Source organism: Promicromonospora kroppenstedtii (assembly GCF_044389675.1).
Classification (GTDB): Bacteria; Actinomycetota; Actinomycetes; order Actinomycetales; family Cellulomonadaceae; genus Promicromonospora; species Promicromonospora kroppenstedtii.
Genome location: NZ_JBIRYI010000012.1, coordinates 65,466 through 84,357 on the forward strand (window position 1 = coordinate 65,466; position 18,892 = coordinate 84,357).

An 18,892-nucleotide genomic window follows, 5' to 3' on the forward strand; every position below is an offset into this window, starting at 1 on the left:
CCTGCCTGTTCTCGCACCTTGCCCTCTCTCCCTGGAGGTAGTCATGGAACCCTCGTTCGGACCCGTAGAGCTCGTCGCGCTCGCCTTCGACACCCCGCGCATCCCGCCGGCGGTCGCCCAGGCCGTGCTCGACGTCGGCGCGACCGGCGCCGTCACGCTGCTCGACCTCGCCGTGGTGCGCCGCGACCAGGACGGCAACATCGACATCCTGGAGGCGCACGAGCTGGGCGACGAGATCGACCTCGTCGCCGTGGAGCTGCCCGCGTCCGGCCTCACCGGCGACGAGGACCTGCGGGAGATCGCCGAGGCGGTCGACCCGGGCACCTCCGTGCTCGTCCTCGCGGTCGAGCACACCTGGTCGCGCGAGCTGGTCGCGGCGGCCGTCGCCGCGGAGGCCGACGTGATCCTGCACGAACGGGTGCCCGCCGTGACGGTCAACGAGATAGCCGCGTTGGCGGACACCGCGGCGTCCTCGCTCTGAGCGGCGACCCCGACCAGCACGAGCACCATCACGCGCACGAGTACCAGCACAGAACGGAGCATCGACATGGCACCCTTACGACGCTTTGGCCGGCCAGGCCTGATCGGCACGGCCGCGCGCACCGCCGTCATCGCCGGCACCGCCCAGGCCACCGCCGGCGCGGTCAGCCGGCGGCAGGCGGGCCGCGCCCAGCAGCAGTACGAGGCCCAGCAGTACGCGCCCCCGCAGTACGCACCCGCACAGCAGGCGCCCGCCGCGCCGGCAGCCGCGCCGCCGTCGGACGGCGCGAACGACGCGCTCCTGACCCAGCTCGCGCAGCTCGGCGAGCTGCACGGCAAGGGCGTGCTCACCGACGAGGAGTTCGCGGCCGCCAAAGCAAAGCTCCTGGGCTGAGAGAGGATCGACGTGAGGCGAACGACAGCGGTCACGGCAGCGATCACGGTGGGCCTGGTGGTCCTGGGCACCGCGGCGTGCTCCAACGACACGCCCGAGGAGAACACCGAGCAGGCGTGTGCCGCGGCGGAGCGGCTCAGCACCGCGCTGGACGACCTCGACACCACGGTGACGCCGGACGCCACCGTGGACGAGGTCGGCGCGGCGCGCGACGAGGTGCGGCAGGCGTGGCAGGAGCTGGACGACGCCACCACCGACGTGGCCGAGGACCGGCGCCAGGAGCTCGACGACGCGTGGGACGGCCTGCAACAGGCGGTCGACGGCGTCCAGGGGGACGAGACGGTGGCCGATGCCGCCGAGTCGATCCGGGACGAGGCCGCGAACGTCCAGGACGCGCGCCAGGCGATGGTGGAAGAGCTCGGCTGCTGACGTAGGTCACGACGTAGGGGGGCGCCATGAGCGAGCAGCAGCGACGGACCGTGTCCCGCTGGTCCGTCGAGAACGTCGCCGTGGCACTCCTCGCGATCACCGCGGTGCTCACCGCCTGGAGCGGTTTCGAGGCGAGCAAGTGGGGCGGAGAGATGTCCATCGCCTTCTCCCGGGCGTCCACCCAGCGCATCGAGGCCACCCGCCAGGCGACGACCGCCGAGGCGGCGCGGGCGATCGACCTGCAGACGTTCGGCATCTGGCTCCAGGCGACCGCCGAGGACGACCAGGTGCTGGCCGAGTTCACGCGGGAACGGTTCACGGAGCACTTCACGCCCGCCTTCGACGAGTGGCTCGCGGCGCGCCCCCTGAAGAACCCGGACGCGCCGCCGAGCCCCTTCGCGCTGGACACGTACGCCCCGCCAGGTCAGGTGGAGGCGCAGGAGGCCGACGCCCGCGCCGACGAGTACTTCGCCGATGCGCTGGTCGACAACCGCCGCGGCGACAACTACACGCTGCTCACCGTGCTGTTCGCGCTCGTCCTGTTCTTCGGGGCGCTCGCCAACCGGTTCGACTCGGTACGTAGGTCCTGGACCGTGCTGGCGGGCGCGGGCGTGCTCCTGCTGTTCGCTGTCAGCCTGCTCGCCGTCTTTCCCAAGATCGTCTAGGGCGGGGGCGTTCACCTGGTTCAGGTGAGGCCTCGTCCTGCCGCGCCCGCGGATGATCCGGAGGGCCAGACCTGCTACGAGGAGGACCGAGATGGCACGGGAGTTCCAGGGCAAGATCCAGCTCGACGTCCGCGACTCGCAGGGGGACTGGGAGGCGTTCCTCCCGCAGAAGGCGCCCCAGGGCGCGCCCAACGTGCTCGTCGTGCTGTACGACGACACCGGGCAGGCCGCCTGGTCGCCGTACGGCGGGCGCATCCGGATGCCCACCATGGAGCGCCTCGCGGCAGGGGGCCTGACGTACTCGCAGTGGCACACCACCGCGCTGTGCTCGCCCACCCGCTCGACGTTCCTGACCGGCCGCAACCATCACCTCAACGGGTTCGCGACCATCTCGGAGAGCTCCACGGGCTTTCCCGGCTACAGCTCGCACATCCCGCCGTCGAACGCGAGCATGGCGAGCGTGCTGCGCGAGGCCGGCTGGAGCACGTTCTGGGTGGGCAAGAACCACAACGTGCCGATCGACGAGTGGACCATGGGTGCCTCCAAGAAGCGCTGGCCGCTCGGGCAGGGGTTCGACCAGTTCTACGGGTTCATCGGCGGCGAGACCAACCAGTGGTTCCCGTCCCTGGCCGAGGGCAACCGGTACATCGACCAGCCCTACCTGCCCGAGGACGGCTACCACCTCTCCAAGGACCTCGCCGACCAGGCGCTGCGGATGATCCGGGACTCCAAGCAGACCGAGCCGGACAAGCCCTGGTACCTGTGGTTCTGCCCGGGTGCCAACCACGCCCCGCACCATGCGCCCCAGGAGTACATCGACAAGTACAAGGGCGTGTTCGACGACGGCTACGAGGCCTACCGCGAGTGGGTGCTGCCGCGGATGATCGAGCGCGGCATCCTGCCGGAGGGCACCGAGCTCACCGACCTCAACCCGATGCCCGACGGCACCTTCTCCGAGACCGACCGGGTGCGGCCCTGGGCCGAGCTGAACGACAAGGAGAAGGCGATGTTCTGCCGCATGGCGGAGGTGTTCGCCGGGATGTCGGAGTACACCGACGCCCAGGTGGGCCGCATCGTCGACTACCTGGAGGAGTCCGGCCAGCTGGAGAACACCCTGATCTTGTACTGCGCGGACAACGGGGCCTCGGGGGAGGGCAGCCCGAACGGTTCGGTCAACGAGGGCAAGGTCTTCGGCGGCTACCCGGACGAACTCGAGCAGAACCTCGCCATGGTGGACCTGCTCGGTACCCCTGACGCGTACAACCACTACCCGACCGGGTGGGCCGCCGCGTTCTCCACCCCGTACCGGATGTTCAAGCGCTACGTCTACCAGGGCGGCATCAGCGACCCCATGGTGATCCACTGGCCCGCCGGCATCAGCGCCCGCGGCGAGGTGCGTGACCAGTACCACCACTGCACCGACGTGGTCCCGACCATCCTGGAGGCCTGCGGGGTCGAGTTCCCCAAGGTGTTCGAGGGCGTCGAGCAGACGCCGTTGTCCGGCGTCTCGATGGTCTACTCCTTCGACGCGCCGCAGGCGCCGACCCGCAAGGAGACCCAGTACTACGAGATGTTCGGCAACCGCGGCATCTGGCACAAGGGCTGGAAGGCCGTCACCGAGCACGGCCCGGTCAGCGGCCGCGGCCGGTTCGAGGACGACGCCTGGCAGCTCTTCCACACGGACACCGACCGCGCCGAGGCCCGCGACGTGGCCGTAGAGCACCCGGACAAGGTCGAGGAGCTCAAAGCGCTCTGGTTGTCCGAGGCCGCGGCGAACCAGGTGCTGCCGCTGAACGACCTGCAGATCATCGGCAACCCGAAGGACTTCGAGACGTTCGTGAAGATGGAGTTCCACATCCCGGTCCCTCCGAGCGGCCAGTACACCTACTATCCGGGCACCTCCGAGATCCCCGAGCGCTCGGCGGCCAACGTGCACGGCGTCTCCTACAAGGTGCTGGCCGACCTCGACCTGACCGCGGACACGGCCGGCGTCGTCTTCGCGCACGGCTCGCGGTTCGGCGGCCACGCGCTGTTCGTCAAGGACGGTGTGGTGACCTACGCCTACAACTTCCTGGGCATCCCGCCCGAGGACCGGATCTCTGCCCCCGTACCGCGCGACGGCCGGCACGTCATCGGCGTGGACTTCGCCAAGGAACGGATGGGCGAGCACCGCGAGGGCATCGGCCCGCTGCGCCTCTGGATCGACGACGAGGTGGTCGCCGAGCAGGAGATCCGTACCGTCCTGGGCCACTTCTCCCTGTGCGGCGAGGGCCTGTGCATCGGCTACGACAGCGGCGACGCCGTCTCCGCCGAGTACGCCGGCTCCCGGTTCGAGTTCACCGGCGGCACCATTCACAAGGTCGTGTTCGACGTCGCCGACGACGCCTACGTGGACGCCGAGGCCCACTTCCGGGCGGCGATGGCCCGGGACTGACGACGCCGGCCGGACCGACCACCCGGAAGGTCCGGCCCGCGTGCGCCGTCACAGCAGGTGGAAGCTCCGCGCGACCTTGAGCGCCTCGCTGCGGCGGGACGACGCGAGCTTGGTGTAGAGGCTGGAGACGTGCGTCTTGACCGTGTTCTCCGAGACGAACAGCGCTGCGGCGATGTCCGCGTAGGTGGCGCCGCGGGCCAGCTCGTTGAGCACCTCTCGCTCGCGCGGGCTCAGCGCCGGTGGTTCCAGGGCGTTGCGCACCTCGTCGAGCTCGCGGGGCGTCGCGACCACCGACGCGTAGGTCGCGGTGAGGTCCGCACGTCCGGTGCCGGCCCGTGCGAGCTCGCGCAGCCATCGGGTGCCACCACGTCGCTCGGACAGGTTCTGCAGCAGCGTCGCGATCGGCGTGCCCTGGCGGGTCCAGCCGAGGAACGGCGCCGCGTTGCGGCGGGTCTCGGTCACCGCGACTGCCTCGCAGAGGCGTTGCTGCGCGCGCTCGGGTTCGGCCATCGCGTCCAGGAGCTGCGCCTCGCAGGCGAGCGCGAGCGCGCGGGTGGGCGGTTGGGAGTAGGTGGCATCGGCCGAGGCGGCCTCGAACGCGGCGGCGGCCGCCTGGCGGTTGCCGTCACGATCGGCTCGTAGTCCCTGGACCAGTGATGCCTCGCCGACAGCACCGAGACGCTCGAGGGCTCCGTGCAGTTCCTTGAGCGCGTCGCGGTCGCTGGCCAGCGCGGCGACGAACGCGCGCTCGACGAGCAGTGCCACCCGCAGGTGCTCGGGCAGCTGGTCGTCCGTCAGGCGGAGGCATTCTCCGGGGCCCGAGAGGAGCCGCTGTGCTTCCGCGACGTCGCCGGCGACCACCTTCAGGCGGGCGTCGCGGACGCGGAACCAGAAGCGGGTCGTGAGATCTCCTCGGTGGTACGACCGGTCGACCTGCGGGTCAACTTCGGGATCGGGATCGGGATCGGCCGTGAGGTCCGTCATGCCTGCGAGCTCTCGGGCCAGCGCTGCTCGAGCGACGACGTACCGCGACCAGCGCGCCCCGGACGCGTTCGTGGCGTCGAGGACCTCGGTTGCGAGCTCGGCACATGCGCTCTCCCGCCCCCGCATGTACTGCGTGAGCGCCAGGTGACTCAAGGCGCACGTTCCCAGGGAGGGCAGCCCTTGGTTGCGGGACAGCCCCACGGCCAGCGTCAGGCTGCCCTCGGCGTCGGTGAGCTCCCCGAGCCAGTTCTGCGCCACACCGAGCGCGTGTGCGAGGACGGGCAGGACGTCGGCGTTCGCATCCCGCACCGCGGGCCTCGTCTGGGACGCGACCACCACCCGCTTGGCATGTCCGACCGCCGCCCACGCCGGCTCGAGCCCGAGCGCGGCCCGCCACAGCCGCACGCACGCGGCCCGGGGGTCGAGGTTCTCGCCGACCGGCCAGGAGGGCGCCCGGTGCCGTGTCGCATCGAGCAGCCGGTCGCCCCAGTGGCGAGCACCTTCGACGTCGTCCCGGATCCAGCAGTCGAGGGCGACGGCGAACCAGACGTCCGGCCGCTGGTCGACGACGGCCGGCTCCGCTCGGACGAAGCCGGCGACCTCGTCGGACCGGCCCTGGTTCAGCACGATGCGCACGCCGTCCCGGGCGAGGAGGTCCGCCGACTCGGCCGGCGCGCCCACCCGGACGAGCCGACGGAAGGCGTTGGTGAGGTCGCCCCGCGCCATCTCGAGGCCGACCGCGCGGATGACGGTGGCGCGTGCTCGCGCAGCGTCGACACCTCCGTCCGCCAGGCGCTGGCGAACCAGCTCGACGAGGAGCGGATGGACGTCGTACCCGGCGGCGGACGTCTCGGTGCCGTCTCGCTCGGTGCGTGTCACGAGGAGGCCGGTGTCCTCCAGCTCGACCAGCGTCTCCGCCGCCCGCTGGTCGTGAGACAGGTGGGTGGCGGCTGAGGCGCTGACCGCGTCCTCGCCCGCGATGCACAGCAGCAGATGCCGCTGGCGGGGTGTGAGCGTGCTGAACACCTCACCTGCCACCTTGGCCGCGACGGGCGACGTGTCGTGGACGAGGAGGCGCGCCGCGAGCGCCGGGTCGGGAGCGGCCCCCAGGCCCCGGGCGACGAGGACCGTCGCGGAGCACCACCCGGCGGCCTGCCTGGTGACCACGTCGAGGATCGTGCTGTCGCGGGTGTGGGCATGCTCGGCGGCGAGACGTGTGCTCTCGGTGCGGCTGAGCCGGAGCAGGTCTCCCCGCAAGAACGTGAAGTGCCCCATGAGCTCCGGGATCAGTCGTGTCAGAGGGAGGCTCTCGCGGCTCAGCAGGAGCAGCCGCACCGAGTCCGGCGCGTTGCTGAGGCGATCGTCGACGAGGTGCAGGCTCGCGCCGGGCAGCAGGTGCGCGTCGTCGATCACCACGAGCCGCGGATCGGCCGGGCCGGCGGGCCGGGCCTCGTCGAGCGCGGCCCCCAACCGGTCCGGCGACCACGAGCTGTCGGCGTCGATCCAGATGGCGTCCCTCGCGCCGCTCGAGCTCGTCTGCCGCAACCAGCCGACGACGCCCAGCGTCTTACCCGTGCCCGCAGGTGCTGCAAGCAGCGTGACGGCACCCCGCGCTGCCTCGTCGAGCCGTTGCCACAGACGTCGTCGCGGCACGTAGATCCGCGGGAGCGGTGGCAGGCGACGCGCTTCCGCCCGAGGCTGGTCGGTGCCCGGCTCGGTGCCTGCGAGCGTCAGATCCGGCGGAGGTGGTTCAGGGGTACGGCTGCGTACGGCGGCGAGACTCGGCGTGAAGACCATCCGGGCGTCCTCCACTCAGGTGGTGAAGTGGCGGCCGAACCCGCGCCGCCTTGCGTGCGACAGACCTGCAGAGCTGAGACCCGGCCCGGAGAGCTCGACACAGGGGCGCAAGACTCACAATTCATTTCCACAGCAATGATGCATGTGAATTGTCGAGCCCGCCCGAGGGCTGAAACTATTCACCCGGTCGCGACGCATTCCGGGCCGGAGAAGATACAGAAAAACGTACAGTGACCAGGGGTAGCGCGCCGGGACGTCGCCGCTGTTTTGTAACCCATGTGCCGATAGGGCAGTAACAAAAGCTTTGCGGCTCTTGCCGCTCTTGCTCTTGCCACGATGACCGCGCTGGCATCTGCAACATATGCCCACATTGATCTGACACGTGAGAAAAGTGAGTTGTTCAGCCGTGCGGCGCGAGGACCGGCGCGTGGTGCCGGTCCTCGCGCGCTCGTCGGGCCGTCACTCCTCGCCGAAGACCTCGCGGAGCGCGGCCTCCTGGGCGGTGTCGAGGTTGGTGAAGATGAGCTCGGGCTGCTCCTGGCCGGCGAAGGCGTCGTGGATCTTGTCCACCACCGCGTCCGACGTCATGACGAACAGGGCCGACGTACCGGGGGTGATCTCGTCCCGGACGCGGTTGATGAAGCCGTCGTCGATCCCCACGTCCGTCAGGGCGCCGCTCAGGGCGCCGGTGGCGGCGCCGATCGCGGCGCCGAGCAGGGGGACGAAGAACAGCAGGCCGAAGAGCATCCCCCAGAACGTGCCGCCGAGCGCACCAGCACCCGTCGTCGAGGTGAGCTGGCGGGTCTTGGGCTTCTTCGCGCCCTCCTCCCAGCGCACGGTCGCCGCGTCGTGGACGGTGATGAGGTTCTCCCTCGCGAGCTGCTGGATCGTCTCCGACGCCGTCTGCGCGCCCTCCGGACTCTTGAACTTCCAGACGGTCAGCGTTGCCTGAGCCATGGGATGCTCCTTCGATGGGGTGAAAGGCTTGACGCGTTTACTCCAGCCGTCGGGCGATACCGGGGCCTCACCCGTTCCCGGTGAACCGTCAGCCGACCCCGTCCCCGGTGCGCTCCGCCGCCACGGCCTCGTCGAGGGTGGCGTACAGCGGCGGCTCGTCCTCCTGCCCGGCCCGCGCCAGGACGTCGCGGACCTGGCCGATGCCCTCGGCGAGCGCGAGGTCGCCGCCGATGGCCCGCAGGTCGGAACGGAGCTGCACGAGCATCGTGGTGGCGGTCACGTCGATGGACGGCATGGCACGTCCGTCCAGGACCACCAGCCGCAGGCCGTGCACGTCCGAGGCGAGCGTCCGGACCCGGGTCCGGACGTACTCGGCGTTCGCGAAGACCAGCGGACCCTCCACGCGCACGACCAGCACACCTGGCACGGTGGGGTAGTCGGGGTTGCGGCCGGAGTCGACCCAGGGGCGCCCCGGTTCGTCACCGACCGGCGCGAGGACCGCGACGCGGGGTCGGGAGGTGCGGGCCAGCAGCAGCACCAGCGACGCGGCGATACCGATGACGAGCCCCGGCAGGGTCTCGAAGAGGAGGACGCCGAGCAGGGCCGCGCCCGCGGCCATGAAGTCGGCGCGGGCCGTGACCTGGTAGGCGCGCGCCAGGCGTCCGGTGCGCACGCGCCACAGGCGGCGCAGCGAGCGGACGTCGACCAGCTCGACGACGGCCGCGATGACCACCGCCGCGAGCGTCGCCTGCGGCAGCTGCTCGAACACACCGGTCAGGAACAGGAGTGTGAGCACGGTCAGGGCGGCGGCGGTCAGGGGGGAGACCTGGGAGCGGGCACCGGCGCCCGCGTTGACCGCGGTCTTGGACAGGCTGCCGTTGACGACCATGCCGGACAGCAGACCGGCACCGAGGTTCGAGATCCCCAGCCCGGCCAGCTCGCGGTTCGGGTCGATGTCGTAGCCCTCCCGGGCGGCATAGGTCTTGGCGGCACCGAGTCCCTCGGCGAACCCGATGAGCATCACGCCCACCGCCCCGCCGAGCAGCTCGGCGAACTGCGGTCCCGTCACGTCGGGGATCCCGGCCCGCGGCAGACCCGCGTCGATGTGGCCGACGACCGCGAGCCCCCGGTCCTCCAGCCCGAGCAGCGCGGCCGCGCCGATCGCCAGGAGCACCACCACGAGCGAGCCGGGCAGCAGGGGCATCGTCCGGCGGATGACGACGAGCGCGGCCAGGCTGACCAGACCGACAACGAGGGTGAGCGGGTCGATGCCGCCCAGCTGGCCCAGCAGGGCCCAGGTCTTGGCGAAGAAGCTCCCGGAGCCACCCTCCACCCCGATCAGGTCGGGCACCTGGCCGATCATGATCGTGAGCGCGAGCCCGACGATGAAGCCCTTGAGGACCGGTTCGGAGATGAACGCCGCGAGGAAGCCCAGCCGCAGGAGGCCCGCGAGGAGGGCGGCGATCCCGGTCGCCAGGGCGAGCGCGGCGGTCAGGGCGACGGGATCGCCCCCGTCGCGGGCCACGTCCGCGACCAGGCTGGCCGAGAGCGCGGCCGTGGCGGACATGGGGGCCACGACGAGCTGCCGCGAGGTGCCCGCGAGGGCGTAGAGCGCAAGAGCGGGCACAGCCGCGTACAGGCCGACGACCGGCGGTACCCCGGCGATGGTCGCGTACGCGAGCGACTCGGGCACGAGCACCGCCCAGACCGCGAGCCCGGCGATGACGTCCCCGCGCAACCACGAGCGCCGGTACCCGGAGAAGGACGGTAAGAGAAAGCCGGTCATGGATTCCGCCTCCCCGGGCGCCGCACGCGGCCTGCCGGTGTCTGGTCGTGTGGACCGCGACGACGTTAGGTGCGGGTTCCGGGCCGTACGTCACCCGGAAGGGGTGACGGCTCGGTCCGCCGCGTGGGTCACGGTCCAGCCATGGGGGACCTCCTGGTGCAGCTCGCGCCCGAGTTCATCGGCCTGGCCATGACGCCGGCGGCGATCATCGCCTGCTTCCTCCTGCTCGGTTCGGACCGCCCGTACAGAAACGTGGCCGTCTTCGGCGGCACGGTCGTGATCGTCTATGCCGTGATCGGGGCGGCCGCTCTTGCCGCCGGGCGGGCAGCAGGGACGCACCAGACCGAGGAACCCGCGGCGATCAGGGGTTGGATCGGCCTGGGGGTCGGCCTGCTCTTCCTCGCCGGCGGCGTCGCCTCGGCCGTGCCGCGGCGGGCTGACCGCCCCCGGGAGTCCGGCGCGCCGGCACCGGACCTGGCAACGAGGCTGGCGCACCCGCGGCTGCCGACGCTCGTGGGGATCGCCACGGTGCTGGCGCTCCTGAACCCCAACGTCGCCATCTTCGCCTCCGGGGTGAGCACGGTCGTCACGGCCGACGTCACCCGTGGAGCGCAGGCCGCGGCCGTCGGCTTGCTCGTCCTGGCGAGCGTCCTGGACTACATCGTCCCCACCGTCCTGCACGCCGTGCTCGGTGTGCCGGGCCGGCGCCAGCTCGGCGAGATCCGGCAGTGGCTGGTGCGGCACGACCGGCCGATCGGGGCAGTGGTGCTGCTGGTCTTCGGGATCGTCTTCACCGTCCGTGGCCTCGTGCGGCTGCTCGCCGGTTCACCCTGATGCCGGTGGTGCGCCGTCATCGGCCGGACTGACCTGGTGGACCGTCTCGTGGGGGTCGCGGCCCGTGGTGGCTGCGAGCGCGGCCAGCGTGGACTCGCCCAGCCTCGGCGTAGCCGGCAGCACGCGGATTCCGGCGAGGCGCCGGATGACGCCGTCCCGCTCCCAACCACCGACGAGGGCCGGGTCGACGCCGGTGAGGTAGAGCATGCCGTGCGCCTCGTGGAGCAGGCGGGCGTAGTCGCCGGCCACCTTGAGGAACGTGGCGCCGAGCGTGGTGCGTCCGCGCAGGCGCAGGATCACGACGGGGCCTTCCGGGACGGGCGGTGCGGGCGTGGCCCCCGAGCCGGTCGGGGCGGGCACCGGGGTGGGCAGCTTGCGTTGCAGGGTGCGGGTCCCGGCGTAGAAGAGCGAGCCGTACGCGTCGAGGATGACGATGTCTCCGGCGGACACGGTGGTCGGCGGGGGAGTCTCGACGAGACCGCCGGTCGCGTCGGGCTTCAGGCGCACCACCTTCAGGTCCAGGGCTTCCTGGTTCAGCTGCATGATCAGCGACGCGATGACGCCGACGCCGACGGCCTGGGCGACCGGCAGCACGAGGACCGCCGCGAAGGTGCACCCCATGGCGAGCACCGAGATCCGGCCTGCCCTGGCCACCGTGACGAGCTCCAGGGGCTTGATCGCTCCGATCCCGGCGTAGATCAGGACAGCCGCCAGGGTGGGCATGACGACCAGGCCCACGAGGCCGGAGAAGGCCAGGAGGATGACCCCCATCCAGAGGCCGGACGCGATGGCCGCCCAGCGGCTCGCCGCACCGGCCGTGAGGTTCAGCGCGGTCTGTCCGACGGAGCCGCCGACCGGCTGGCCGCCGAAGAGGCCGGCCGCCACGTTCGCGACACCCTGCGCCGTGAAGTCGCGGGCGGTGGACGAGCGGGAGCCGTCGGTGTTGGGTACCGCCTCGGCCACGCCCGCCCCCTGGATGAGCACGAGTGCCGCGACCGCCGCGGCTCCTCCGACCAGCTCCATGCTGAACAGGCTCAGGTCGGGGAGCGCCGGTCCGGGCAGGCCCTGCGGCACGGTGCCCAGGTCGGCGACGTCGGCCACGGACGTGACGCCCAGGACCAGGACGCCGACAGTCGGCACGAGCAGCGCGACCAGGGAGCTCACGACGGACCAGCGCGTCAGCCCGAGGAGCACGAGCGTCCCGAGCGCGACGGCTCCGCAGGCGGCCGAGGCGAGGTCGGTCGTGCCCAGGTGGGTGATCACGTACCAGGCCTTGGTGACCGGCAGCGCGCCCTGGGCGTCGATCCCGAGGAGGTCCGGAAGCTGGCCGAGCACCATGTTGACGGCCACGCCGGACAAGAAGCCGAGCATCACCGAGTAGGAGACGAACCGGATGTACCGGCTCAACCGCAACAAGGCCGCGACGATCATCAGCCCGCCCGCCAGCAGGGTCAGGAGCACCATCGCGTCGGAACGCTCGGCCTGCTCGTACGACACGAGCGCGGAGCCGGCCGCCAGGGCCGCCGCACTGGTGGTGGTGACGACCATCAGGCGCGTGGAGCTCATGAGGCCGCCGGTCACCGGGCCGACGAACGACGCGTAGAGGCCGTGAGCGGGGTTGACCCCGGCCAGCACGCTGGCGGCCATGCCGTCGGGCACGCTGGAGATGGCGCCCGGAAGCCCCGCGACGATGTCCTTGCGGAGGTGCCGCCGTTCGGGCAGCACCTCCGTGGTCCGGCGCCGCAACCGGCGTCCGGCACGGCGTGCCGACTGACGCACCCGGGCGCGGAACAGCTCGCCGAAGCCGTCGTCCGTCGTCTGCTCTTCCGGCCTGTCGCCGGTCATGGGACGCTACCGGGTTCTGTGCGCGAGCGAGGCCGCCGCTGCCTCTCGCTCCAGGTCGAGGTGCTGCTCATCGCTGAAGGCCGCCCCACTGCGCGGAGCCGGCTGCCGGTGCAGCAGAACGGGGTCACGTCTCCCACCTCTTCCGTACGACGGCAGCCGGCCGACCGACCGATGCGAGCGACGGCGGTGCGGCGGTCGTGTCCCAGCGTCGAGGGCCCGGCCTCTCGGGCGGTCACCCTGTTCGGGTGACAGGCCGGGCCGTGGCGGTGCCTAGCGTCCGCTGCAACGCAAGTCGGAGTCGTCACGGTGGAGGTGGTCCGGGTGGGTGCCGCGATCGGTCAGTCGTTGCCCGTCGCCGTCGGAGTGCTGGTCAGCCCTCTGCCGATCGTCGCGGTGGTCTTGATGCTCGTCAGCGAGCGAGCCCGCGCCAACGCGCTCGCGTTCGTCGCCGCGTGGTTCCTGGCTGTTCTCGGGGTCGCCACTGCTACCGCGCTGCTCGCGAGCGCCGCGACACCTAGCGGCGAACCCGCGGCCTGGCGCGCGTGGGCGAAGATCGGCCTGGGAGTCCTGCTGCTGGTCCTGAGCGTGCGCCAGTGGCGCGGCCGGCCGCGTCGCGGCGTGAGCCCGCCGGCTCCGGGGTGGATGGCCGCCATCGAGGGCTTCACGCCCGCCAGGTCCGCCGGGCTCGCCGTGCTCCTCGGCGTCGTCAACCCGAAGAACCTGCTTCTGGTCGTCTCCGGTGGTGTCGCCATCGCCGCCGCCGCACCCGGGGACCCGGGCGCGGCGTTCGGCGCTGCCCTTGTGTTCGCCGTCATCGCGAGCACCGGCATCGCCGCACCCGTGGTCGTGTACTTCGCCATGGGCGACCGGGCCGCCCGGATGCTGGACGACCTGAAGGGCTGGATGATCCAGCACAACGCGCCGATCATGGCGGTGCTGCTGCTGGTCATCGGCGCGAAGATGCTGGGGGACGGCATCTCGGCGCTCTGACGGAGCTTGCCGACCGCGGCTTCGTCCACTGGGCTACAGACCAGTTGTCGGCCCCGCGGAAGCTCGGTGTTCCAGGGATCCGCGGGGGCGGTCGATCAGCGCACGAAGCTCGGCAACTCGTCCCGACCCATCCTGATCGACTACCGCTCCGAACCTTCTAGGTCCTGCTCAGGCGGCAGCTTGCCGCCAGCACAAAGGAGGATCGGTTGTGCGTACGTCAAGGATCGCTCTCTTCGCTGCCACGGCGGCCCCGGTGGGCCTGCCATTGGTCGCCGCGCCGGCCGGCGCGGCAGAGAGCAACGAGCTCTCGCTGAAGCCATGACAGAGGCAACTGAGAGCCCCGCGGCCCCTTCCGACGAGCGCTCTCCGGGCAGCGTGGGCTGGGCCGCGCTCGCGGGCGTGCTCGCCGGTGGCGCCGGGCTGGCCGTCGCGGAGCTCGTCGCCGCGGTCGTCGCACCCGGTGCCAGCACACTGTTCGCAGGTGGCGCCGCCGTGGTCGACGCCGTGCCCCCAGGGCTCAAGGATGTCGCCGTGGAGTGGTTCGGCACCAACGACAAGGCCGTGCTGCTCGCCACGATGGGCGTGGTGCTGGCCCTGGGGGCGGCGCTCGCGGGCTGGCTGGAGCTGCGCCGCCCGCCGGCGGGCGCGGTCCTGGTCGGCGTCGTCGGCGTCGTGGGGGTCGTGGTCGCGTTGCTGCGCCCGAGCGCGACGCCGCTGTGGGCATTGCCCAGCGCGATCGGGCTGGGCGCCGCGGTGCTCCTGCTGCGTGCCGCCGTGGCGCGGCTACGGCCCGTGCCAGGGCGGAGCGAGGCCTCGGCGGGCGAGACTCCGGCCGTCGCGGTGGACCGGCGTGGTTTCCTGACCGTGTCGGGCATCACCGTGGGTGTCGCGGTGCTCGCGCTGGCCGGCTCGCGTGTGCTGTCGATGGGCTCGACCGCGATCAGCGCCGTGCGGGAGATGCTTCGCCTGCCCGCTGCGCGCACGCCGGCGCCGCCTGTGCCCGCCGGGGCTGACCTGAAGCTCGACGACCTGGCGCCGTACGTCACCCCGAACGCGGACTTCTACCGCATCGACACCGCGCTGATCGTGCCGCAGCTGAACCCGCAGGACTGGTCGCTGGAGGTTCGTGGCCTGGTGGACGAGCCGTTCACGCTCACCTGGGACGAGCTCATGGAGCTGCCGATGGAGGAGCACTACGTCACTCTCTCGTGCGTGAGCAACGCCGTGGGCGGCGACCTGGTCGGCAACGCCCTGTGGCTCGGCTACCCGATCCGTGCGCTCCTGGAGCGCGCCAAGCCTCAGGCCGGCGCCGACATGGTGCTCTCCGGCAGCGACGACGGGTTCACCGCGGGCACGCCGCTGGAGGTGCTGCAGGACCCGGACCGCGAGAGCCTGCTGGCGATCGGCATGAACGGCGAGCCGCTGCCCGAGGAGCACGGCTTCCCGGCGCGGCTGGTGGTGCCCGGGCTGTACGGGTACGTCTCGGCCACCAAGTGGGTCACCTCGCTGGAGGTCACCACCTTCGACGCCGACGAGGGTTACTGGACGCCGCGCGGCTGGTCCGCCCTGGGGCCCATCAAGATCGCGTCGCGCATCGACGTGCCGCGCTTGTCCGCGCCCCCGTCGGCCGGCGCTGTCACCGTCGCGGGCGTCGCCTGGGCGCAGCACACCGGCATCAGCAAGGTCGAGGTCCGGGCCGACGGCGGGGACTGGGTCACCGCCGAGCTCGCCGAGACGGTGGGGCCGGACACCTGGCGCCAGTGGCACACGTCGATCGATCTGGAGCCCGGTTACCACAGCCTCGCAGTGCGCGCCACGGACGCCGACGGGCAGGTGCAGACCGAGACCAAGGCGCCGCCGGCCCCCGACGGCGCGTCGGGCTGGCAGACCATCTCGATCACCGTGAACTGACCCCGGGGGCGGAAGGGTCCCCCCGCGACCCTTCCGTCTGCCCGCGACCGGTGCGCGTGCCCCCCAGGAACCGTCCAGAGCAGTTCCTCTTTCAACGCGGCGAGCTCCAACACGGCGAGCCCCCGCTTGTCCGTGCCGAGCTCTTTCTTCAGATCTCCATGACGGAGAAGGGGCACGATCAGAGCAGGGCGCGCAGATCGTCGGCCACGTTCGTGGAGCTGAGCAGGCGGGAGCCGTCGGGCAGCATGATGAGGACGCCGGAGTGCGCTCGCGCGGCGACCTGTGCTCGTTCCCAGGTCAGCACGATCTGGAGAACTACCGCATCGTAGGCGTGGTGGGCGTCGGTTCCCCGGGGCTTCCCGAATCGGCGGCGGAGCTCCTTGTCCACCTCGTTCCGTGCCCGTTCGCGGCCCAGTCGGACGCCGGCGAACGTCGCCACGAACGTGGTGGCGGCGAGCGAGACGATTTCCTCGCCGAGCAACGCCTCGACACCAGGGTCGGAAAGGTCGGCCACGGGCGCCAGCACAGGTCCCCGGCCCGCGCTCCCGTCCCCGGTCGCCCGGGGCACCCTCCCACGGGCGTTGCTGCGGGCGGGACGGATCCTTGCTCGTTCGCGCTCATGCAGAATCAGGGCGGCCGCCTCCTCCGAGGGGCGCCGGGCGAGCGCCGCTAACCTACGCACCATGCGAACGCCGGCGACCCCTCGTCCGATGCTCGGCCGGGAGCCGGAGCTGCGACACCTGGACGAGCTGACCGGCGCGGCGCGGGACGGCCGGGGCGGGGCGCTCGTGCTGCGCGGCGAGGCGGGCATCGGCAAGAGCGCGCTGCTCGAGCACACCGAACGGGCGTCCGCGGGGTTTCGCGTGGTCCGTGCCTCCGGGGCGCAGCTCGAGGCCGAGCTGCCTTTCGCGGCACTGCACCAGCTGTGCCTCCCGCTGCTCGGGCATCTCGCCGAGCTCCCCGCCGCGCACCGTGAGGCACTCTCCGGCGCGTTCGGCCTGACCGCCGTGACACCGAACGTGTTCCATGTCGGGCTGGCCGCCCTGGGCCTGATGGCGACCGCTGCCAGGGACCGCCCCCTGCTGTGCCTGGTCGACGACGCCCAGTGGCTCGACGCGGACTCCTCCCGGGCGCTCGCCTTCCTCGCCCGGCGGGTCTCCGCCGAACCCGTCGCGATCGTTCTTGGGGTGCGTCTACCGCACGAAGCGGTCGAGCTGGACGCTCTGCCCGGCCTCGTCGTCGGTCCGCTCACGGATGCCCACGCGAGGACGCTGCTCGCGGGGCAGAGCCACGAGGTGCTCGACGAGCAGGTCCGGGACCGGCTCCTGGTCGAGGCCCGCGGGAACCCGCTCGCACTGCTCACCCTGCCCCGCGCCGGCGGATTCGCCCCGCCCGACACCGCCTCGGCCCCGAGCCGCGTCGAGCGCAGCTTCGCGGCCACCCTTGACCGCCTGCCCGACGACGCCCGCACCTTGCTCACGATCGCCGGCGCCGACCCGACCGGCGACCCCGCGCTGCTGTGGCCCGCCGCTCAGGCCCTCGGACTCGAGGTCGAGACCGCCGCGGAAGCCGCCACCGCCACCGGTCTGGTCGAGTTCGGCACCCGTGTCCGCTTCTACCACCCGCTGGCGCGGGCCGTGGCCTACGAGACAGCGGGGCCGGCCTGGCGCCGTCTGGCACACCGCCTGCTCGCCGATGTCACGGACCCCCGCACCGACCCGGACCGGCGCGCATGGCACGGGGCGCAGGCCGCGGCGGCGCCCGACGCCGACCTCGCCACAGCGCTGGAGGACTCCGCGTCGCGCGCCCGGGCGCGAGGCGGCGCCGCGGCAGCCGCGGCGTTTCTCGAGCGTGCCGCAGAGCTGACGCCCGACCCGGACCTGCGCGCAGCACGGACGCTGGCGGCGGTGGCAGCACAGCTCGACGCGGGCGCGGCCGACCGCGCCGCCGAGCTGCTCAGCGCCGTCGACGGCACGGGCCTCGACGAGCTCCGGCAGGCCGAGGCCGACCTGCTGCGCGGCCGCATCGCGTTCCTCCGCGTGGGCGACGACAACGGGCCGGCCCACATGTTGCGCGCCGCCTCCCGCCTCGCCACCGTCGACCCCGTGCGCTCGCGCGCGAGCTACCTCGACGCCCTGGAGATGAGCCTCCTGGTCGGCCGGGCCAGCGGCATGATGGACCGGGTCCTGCGCGAGGCGCGGACGGCATCGACGCCGCCCCGACAGGCCGACGTGCTGGACGCCCTGACTGTGCTGGCCACCGAGGGCCACCGTGCCGGGGTACCGCTGCTCCGCGAGGCGCTCGACGGCGCCGACGGCGCGATGTGGACCCGGCACCCGGCGCTGGCCGTCGTCCTGGCGTCCGAGCTGTGGGACCCCCGGCTGCACGCCACGATCGTCGAGTGGCTGCTCAAGAACGGCCGGGCGTCCGGATCGCCGCTCGTCCTGCGTCTGGGGCTTGCCCAGGTCACTTCCGCGGCCGCGCTGGCGGGGGACCTGGACCGGGCGACGTCGGCCGCGGCAGAGGAGGAAGCCATCGCGGACGCGACCGGCGGGCCTCCGATCATCTATCACCAGGTGCAGCTCGCCGCGATGCGCGGGCGGCGCGAGGAGGCGCTCGCCCTGTTCGAGACGGTGACCGCCACGGCGGGCAGCGGCGGCCAGCTCGTGGCCAACGTGCACTGGGCGAGCGCGGTGCTGCACAACGGCCTGGCCGACTACCGCACGGCGCTGGCCGAGGCACGGCGTGCCGTCGACCTGGACGACCTCTTCATCGCCGGGTTCTCCCTGCCCGAGCTGGTGGAGGCCGCCGTCCGGTGCGGCGACCGCACCGCGGCCACCGACGCACTGGACTCCCTGACCGAGCGGACCGAGGCGAGCGGCACGGCTACGGGGCTGGGTATCGCCGCCTACACCAGGGGACTGGTCACCGAGATGGAGGAGCATTACCGCGAGGCCGTCGACCTTCTCGCGGACAGCCGGCTGCTGCCGTACCGGGGGCGGGCCCACCTGCTCTACGGCGAATGGCTGCGGCGTGAGGGCCGCAGGCGCGACTGCCGCCCGCACCTGCGGTACGCACACGAGCTGTTCTCCGGCGCGGGGATCGAGGCGTTCGCCCGGCGCGCAGCCGACGAGCTGCGGGCCACCGGCGAGACGGCGCGTAGCCGGTCTGGCCACAGCCGGGACGAGCTCACGTCGCAGGAGCTGCACATCGCCCGGCTGGTCGCGACCGGGGCGACGTCGAACGAGGTCGCCGCCCGCCTGTACATCAGCCCTCGCACCGTCGAGGCGCACCTGCGCAACATCTTCCGCAAGCTCGGGATCAGCTCGCGCAGGCAGCTGCGGGACCGGGCCGACCTGGTCGGCGGCGCCGCCTCCGACTGAGGA

General features: G+C 72.3%; 14 protein-coding genes. 9 read left to right on the forward strand and 5 right to left on the reverse strand.

Annotated features, from left to right (window positions below; genetic code table 11):
• Window positions 1–43 precede the first annotated feature (43 nt).
• The 5 genes from ACH47X_RS19130 (at window position 44) to ACH47X_RS19150 (ending at window position 4,402) form a co-directional block, all read left to right on the forward strand.
• Window positions 44–481, forward strand: a complete 438-nt coding sequence (locus ACH47X_RS19130; RefSeq protein WP_397406111.1) for a DUF6325 family protein — start codon at window positions 44–46, stop codon at window positions 479–481.
• Between the two features lie 66 nt (window positions 482–547).
• Window positions 548–874, forward strand: a complete 327-nt coding sequence (locus tag ACH47X_RS19135) for an SHOCT domain-containing protein (RefSeq protein ID WP_397406112.1) — start codon at window positions 548–550, stop codon at window positions 872–874.
• 12 nt (window positions 875–886) lie between these two features.
• A complete protein-coding gene (locus ACH47X_RS19140; protein WP_397406113.1) occupies window positions 887–1,303 on the forward strand; it encodes a hypothetical protein in 417 nt (138 codons plus the stop codon).
• A gap of 26 nt (window positions 1,304–1,329) precedes the next feature.
• Complete coding sequence (locus ACH47X_RS19145) at window positions 1,330–1,968, forward strand: hypothetical protein (protein WP_397406114.1); 639 nt, start codon at window positions 1,330–1,332, stop codon at window positions 1,966–1,968.
• Between the two features lie 91 nt (window positions 1,969–2,059).
• Window positions 2,060–4,402: an arylsulfatase gene (locus ACH47X_RS19150; protein WP_397406115.1), complete on the forward strand. Its 2,343-nt coding sequence runs from the start codon at window positions 2,060–2,062 to the stop codon at window positions 4,400–4,402.
• A gap of 48 nt (window positions 4,403–4,450) precedes the next feature.
• Here the strand turns inward: ACH47X_RS19150 and ACH47X_RS19155 are convergent, their stop codons facing one another.
• The 3 genes from ACH47X_RS19155 to ACH47X_RS19165 form a co-directional block, all read right to left on the reverse strand.
• Window positions 4,451–7,039 carry a LuxR C-terminal-related transcriptional regulator gene (locus ACH47X_RS19155; protein ID WP_397406116.1) on the reverse strand — a complete coding sequence of 863 codons (2,589 nt, stop codon included), beginning with the start codon at window positions 7,037–7,039 and terminating at the stop codon, window positions 4,451–4,453.
• 603 nt (window positions 7,040–7,642) lie between these two features.
• Complete coding sequence (locus tag ACH47X_RS19160) at window positions 7,643–8,140, reverse strand: DUF1269 domain-containing protein (RefSeq protein ID WP_397406117.1); 498 nt, start codon at window positions 8,138–8,140, stop codon at window positions 7,643–7,645.
• An 88-nt stretch (window positions 8,141–8,228) separates the two neighbouring features.
• Window positions 8,229–9,926, reverse strand: coding sequence for a SulP family inorganic anion transporter (locus tag ACH47X_RS19165; protein WP_397406118.1), 1,698 nt, complete (start codon window positions 9,924–9,926; stop codon window positions 8,229–8,231).
• A 141-nt stretch (window positions 9,927–10,067) separates the two neighbouring features.
• Between ACH47X_RS19165 and ACH47X_RS19170 the strand changes: the two genes are divergently transcribed.
• Complete coding sequence (locus tag ACH47X_RS19170) at window positions 10,068–10,760, forward strand: GAP family protein (RefSeq protein ID WP_397406119.1); 693 nt, start codon at window positions 10,068–10,070, stop codon at window positions 10,758–10,760.
• On the opposite strand, the gene ACH47X_RS19175 is transcribed toward ACH47X_RS19170, so the two are convergent.
• Entirely contained in the window at window positions 10,752–12,605 is a 1,854-nt protein-coding gene (locus ACH47X_RS19175; protein ID WP_397406120.1) for a SulP family inorganic anion transporter, read from the reverse strand. The genes ACH47X_RS19170 and ACH47X_RS19175 overlap by 9 nt on opposite strands.
• Before the next feature lie 321 nt (window positions 12,606–12,926).
• Between ACH47X_RS19175 and ACH47X_RS19180 the strand changes: the two genes are divergently transcribed.
• Together ACH47X_RS19180 and ACH47X_RS19185 are read left to right on the forward strand one after the other, a co-directional pair.
• Window positions 12,927–13,595 (forward strand): GAP family protein, encoded by a 669-nt coding sequence (locus ACH47X_RS19180; protein WP_397406121.1) that lies wholly within the window; start codon window positions 12,927–12,929, stop codon window positions 13,593–13,595.
• Between the two features lie 318 nt (window positions 13,596–13,913).
• Window positions 13,914–15,506 (forward strand): molybdopterin-dependent oxidoreductase, encoded by a 1,593-nt coding sequence (locus tag ACH47X_RS19185; protein ID WP_397406122.1) that lies wholly within the window; start codon window positions 13,914–13,916, stop codon window positions 15,504–15,506.
• Window positions 15,507–15,684: 178 nt separating this feature from the next.
• Here the strand turns inward: ACH47X_RS19185 and ACH47X_RS19190 are convergent, their stop codons facing one another.
• Window positions 15,685–16,020, reverse strand: coding sequence for a hypothetical protein (locus ACH47X_RS19190; protein WP_397406123.1), 336 nt, complete (start codon window positions 16,018–16,020; stop codon window positions 15,685–15,687).
• Window positions 16,021–16,189: 169 nt separating this feature from the next.
• Here ACH47X_RS19190 and ACH47X_RS19195 point away from each other — a divergent pair, with 169 nt between their 5' ends.
• Window positions 16,190–18,889, forward strand: a complete 2,700-nt coding sequence (locus ACH47X_RS19195) for an AAA family ATPase (protein WP_397406124.1) — start codon at window positions 16,190–16,192, stop codon at window positions 18,887–18,889.
• Window positions 18,890–18,892 lie beyond the last annotated feature (3 nt).

What these genes read in the sequence shown, in the direction of transcription:
- ACH47X_RS19130 (WP_397406111.1), top strand. Translation starts at nt 44, where the DNA reads ATGGAACCCTCGTTCGGACCCGTAGAGCTCGTCGCGCTCGCCTTCGAC.
- ACH47X_RS19135 (WP_397406112.1), top strand. Translation starts at nt 548, where the DNA reads ATGGCACCCTTACGACGCTTTGGCCGGCCAGGCCTGATCGGCACGGCC.
- ACH47X_RS19145 (WP_397406114.1), top strand. Translation starts at nt 1,330, where the DNA reads ATGAGCGAGCAGCAGCGACGGACCGTGTCCCGCTGGTCCGTCGAGAAC.
- ACH47X_RS19150 (WP_397406115.1), top strand. Translation starts at nt 2,060, where the DNA reads ATGGCACGGGAGTTCCAGGGCAAGATCCAGCTCGACGTCCGCGACTCG.
- ACH47X_RS19160 (WP_397406117.1), bottom strand. Translation starts at nt 8,140, where the DNA reads ATGGCTCAGGCAACGCTGACCGTCTGGAAGTTCAAGAGTCCGGAGGGC.
- ACH47X_RS19165 (WP_397406118.1), bottom strand. Translation starts at nt 9,926, where the DNA reads ATGACCGGCTTTCTCTTACCGTCCTTCTCCGGGTACCGGCGCTCGTGG.
- ACH47X_RS19170 (WP_397406119.1), top strand. Translation starts at nt 10,068, where the DNA reads ATGGGGGACCTCCTGGTGCAGCTCGCGCCCGAGTTCATCGGCCTGGCC.
- ACH47X_RS19175 (WP_397406120.1), bottom strand. Translation starts at nt 12,605, where the DNA reads ATGACCGGCGACAGGCCGGAAGAGCAGACGACGGACGACGGCTTCGGC.
- ACH47X_RS19185 (WP_397406122.1), top strand. Translation starts at nt 13,914, where the DNA reads ATGACAGAGGCAACTGAGAGCCCCGCGGCCCCTTCCGACGAGCGCTCT.
- ACH47X_RS19195 (WP_397406124.1), top strand. Translation starts at nt 16,190, where the DNA reads ATGCGAACGCCGGCGACCCCTCGTCCGATGCTCGGCCGGGAGCCGGAG.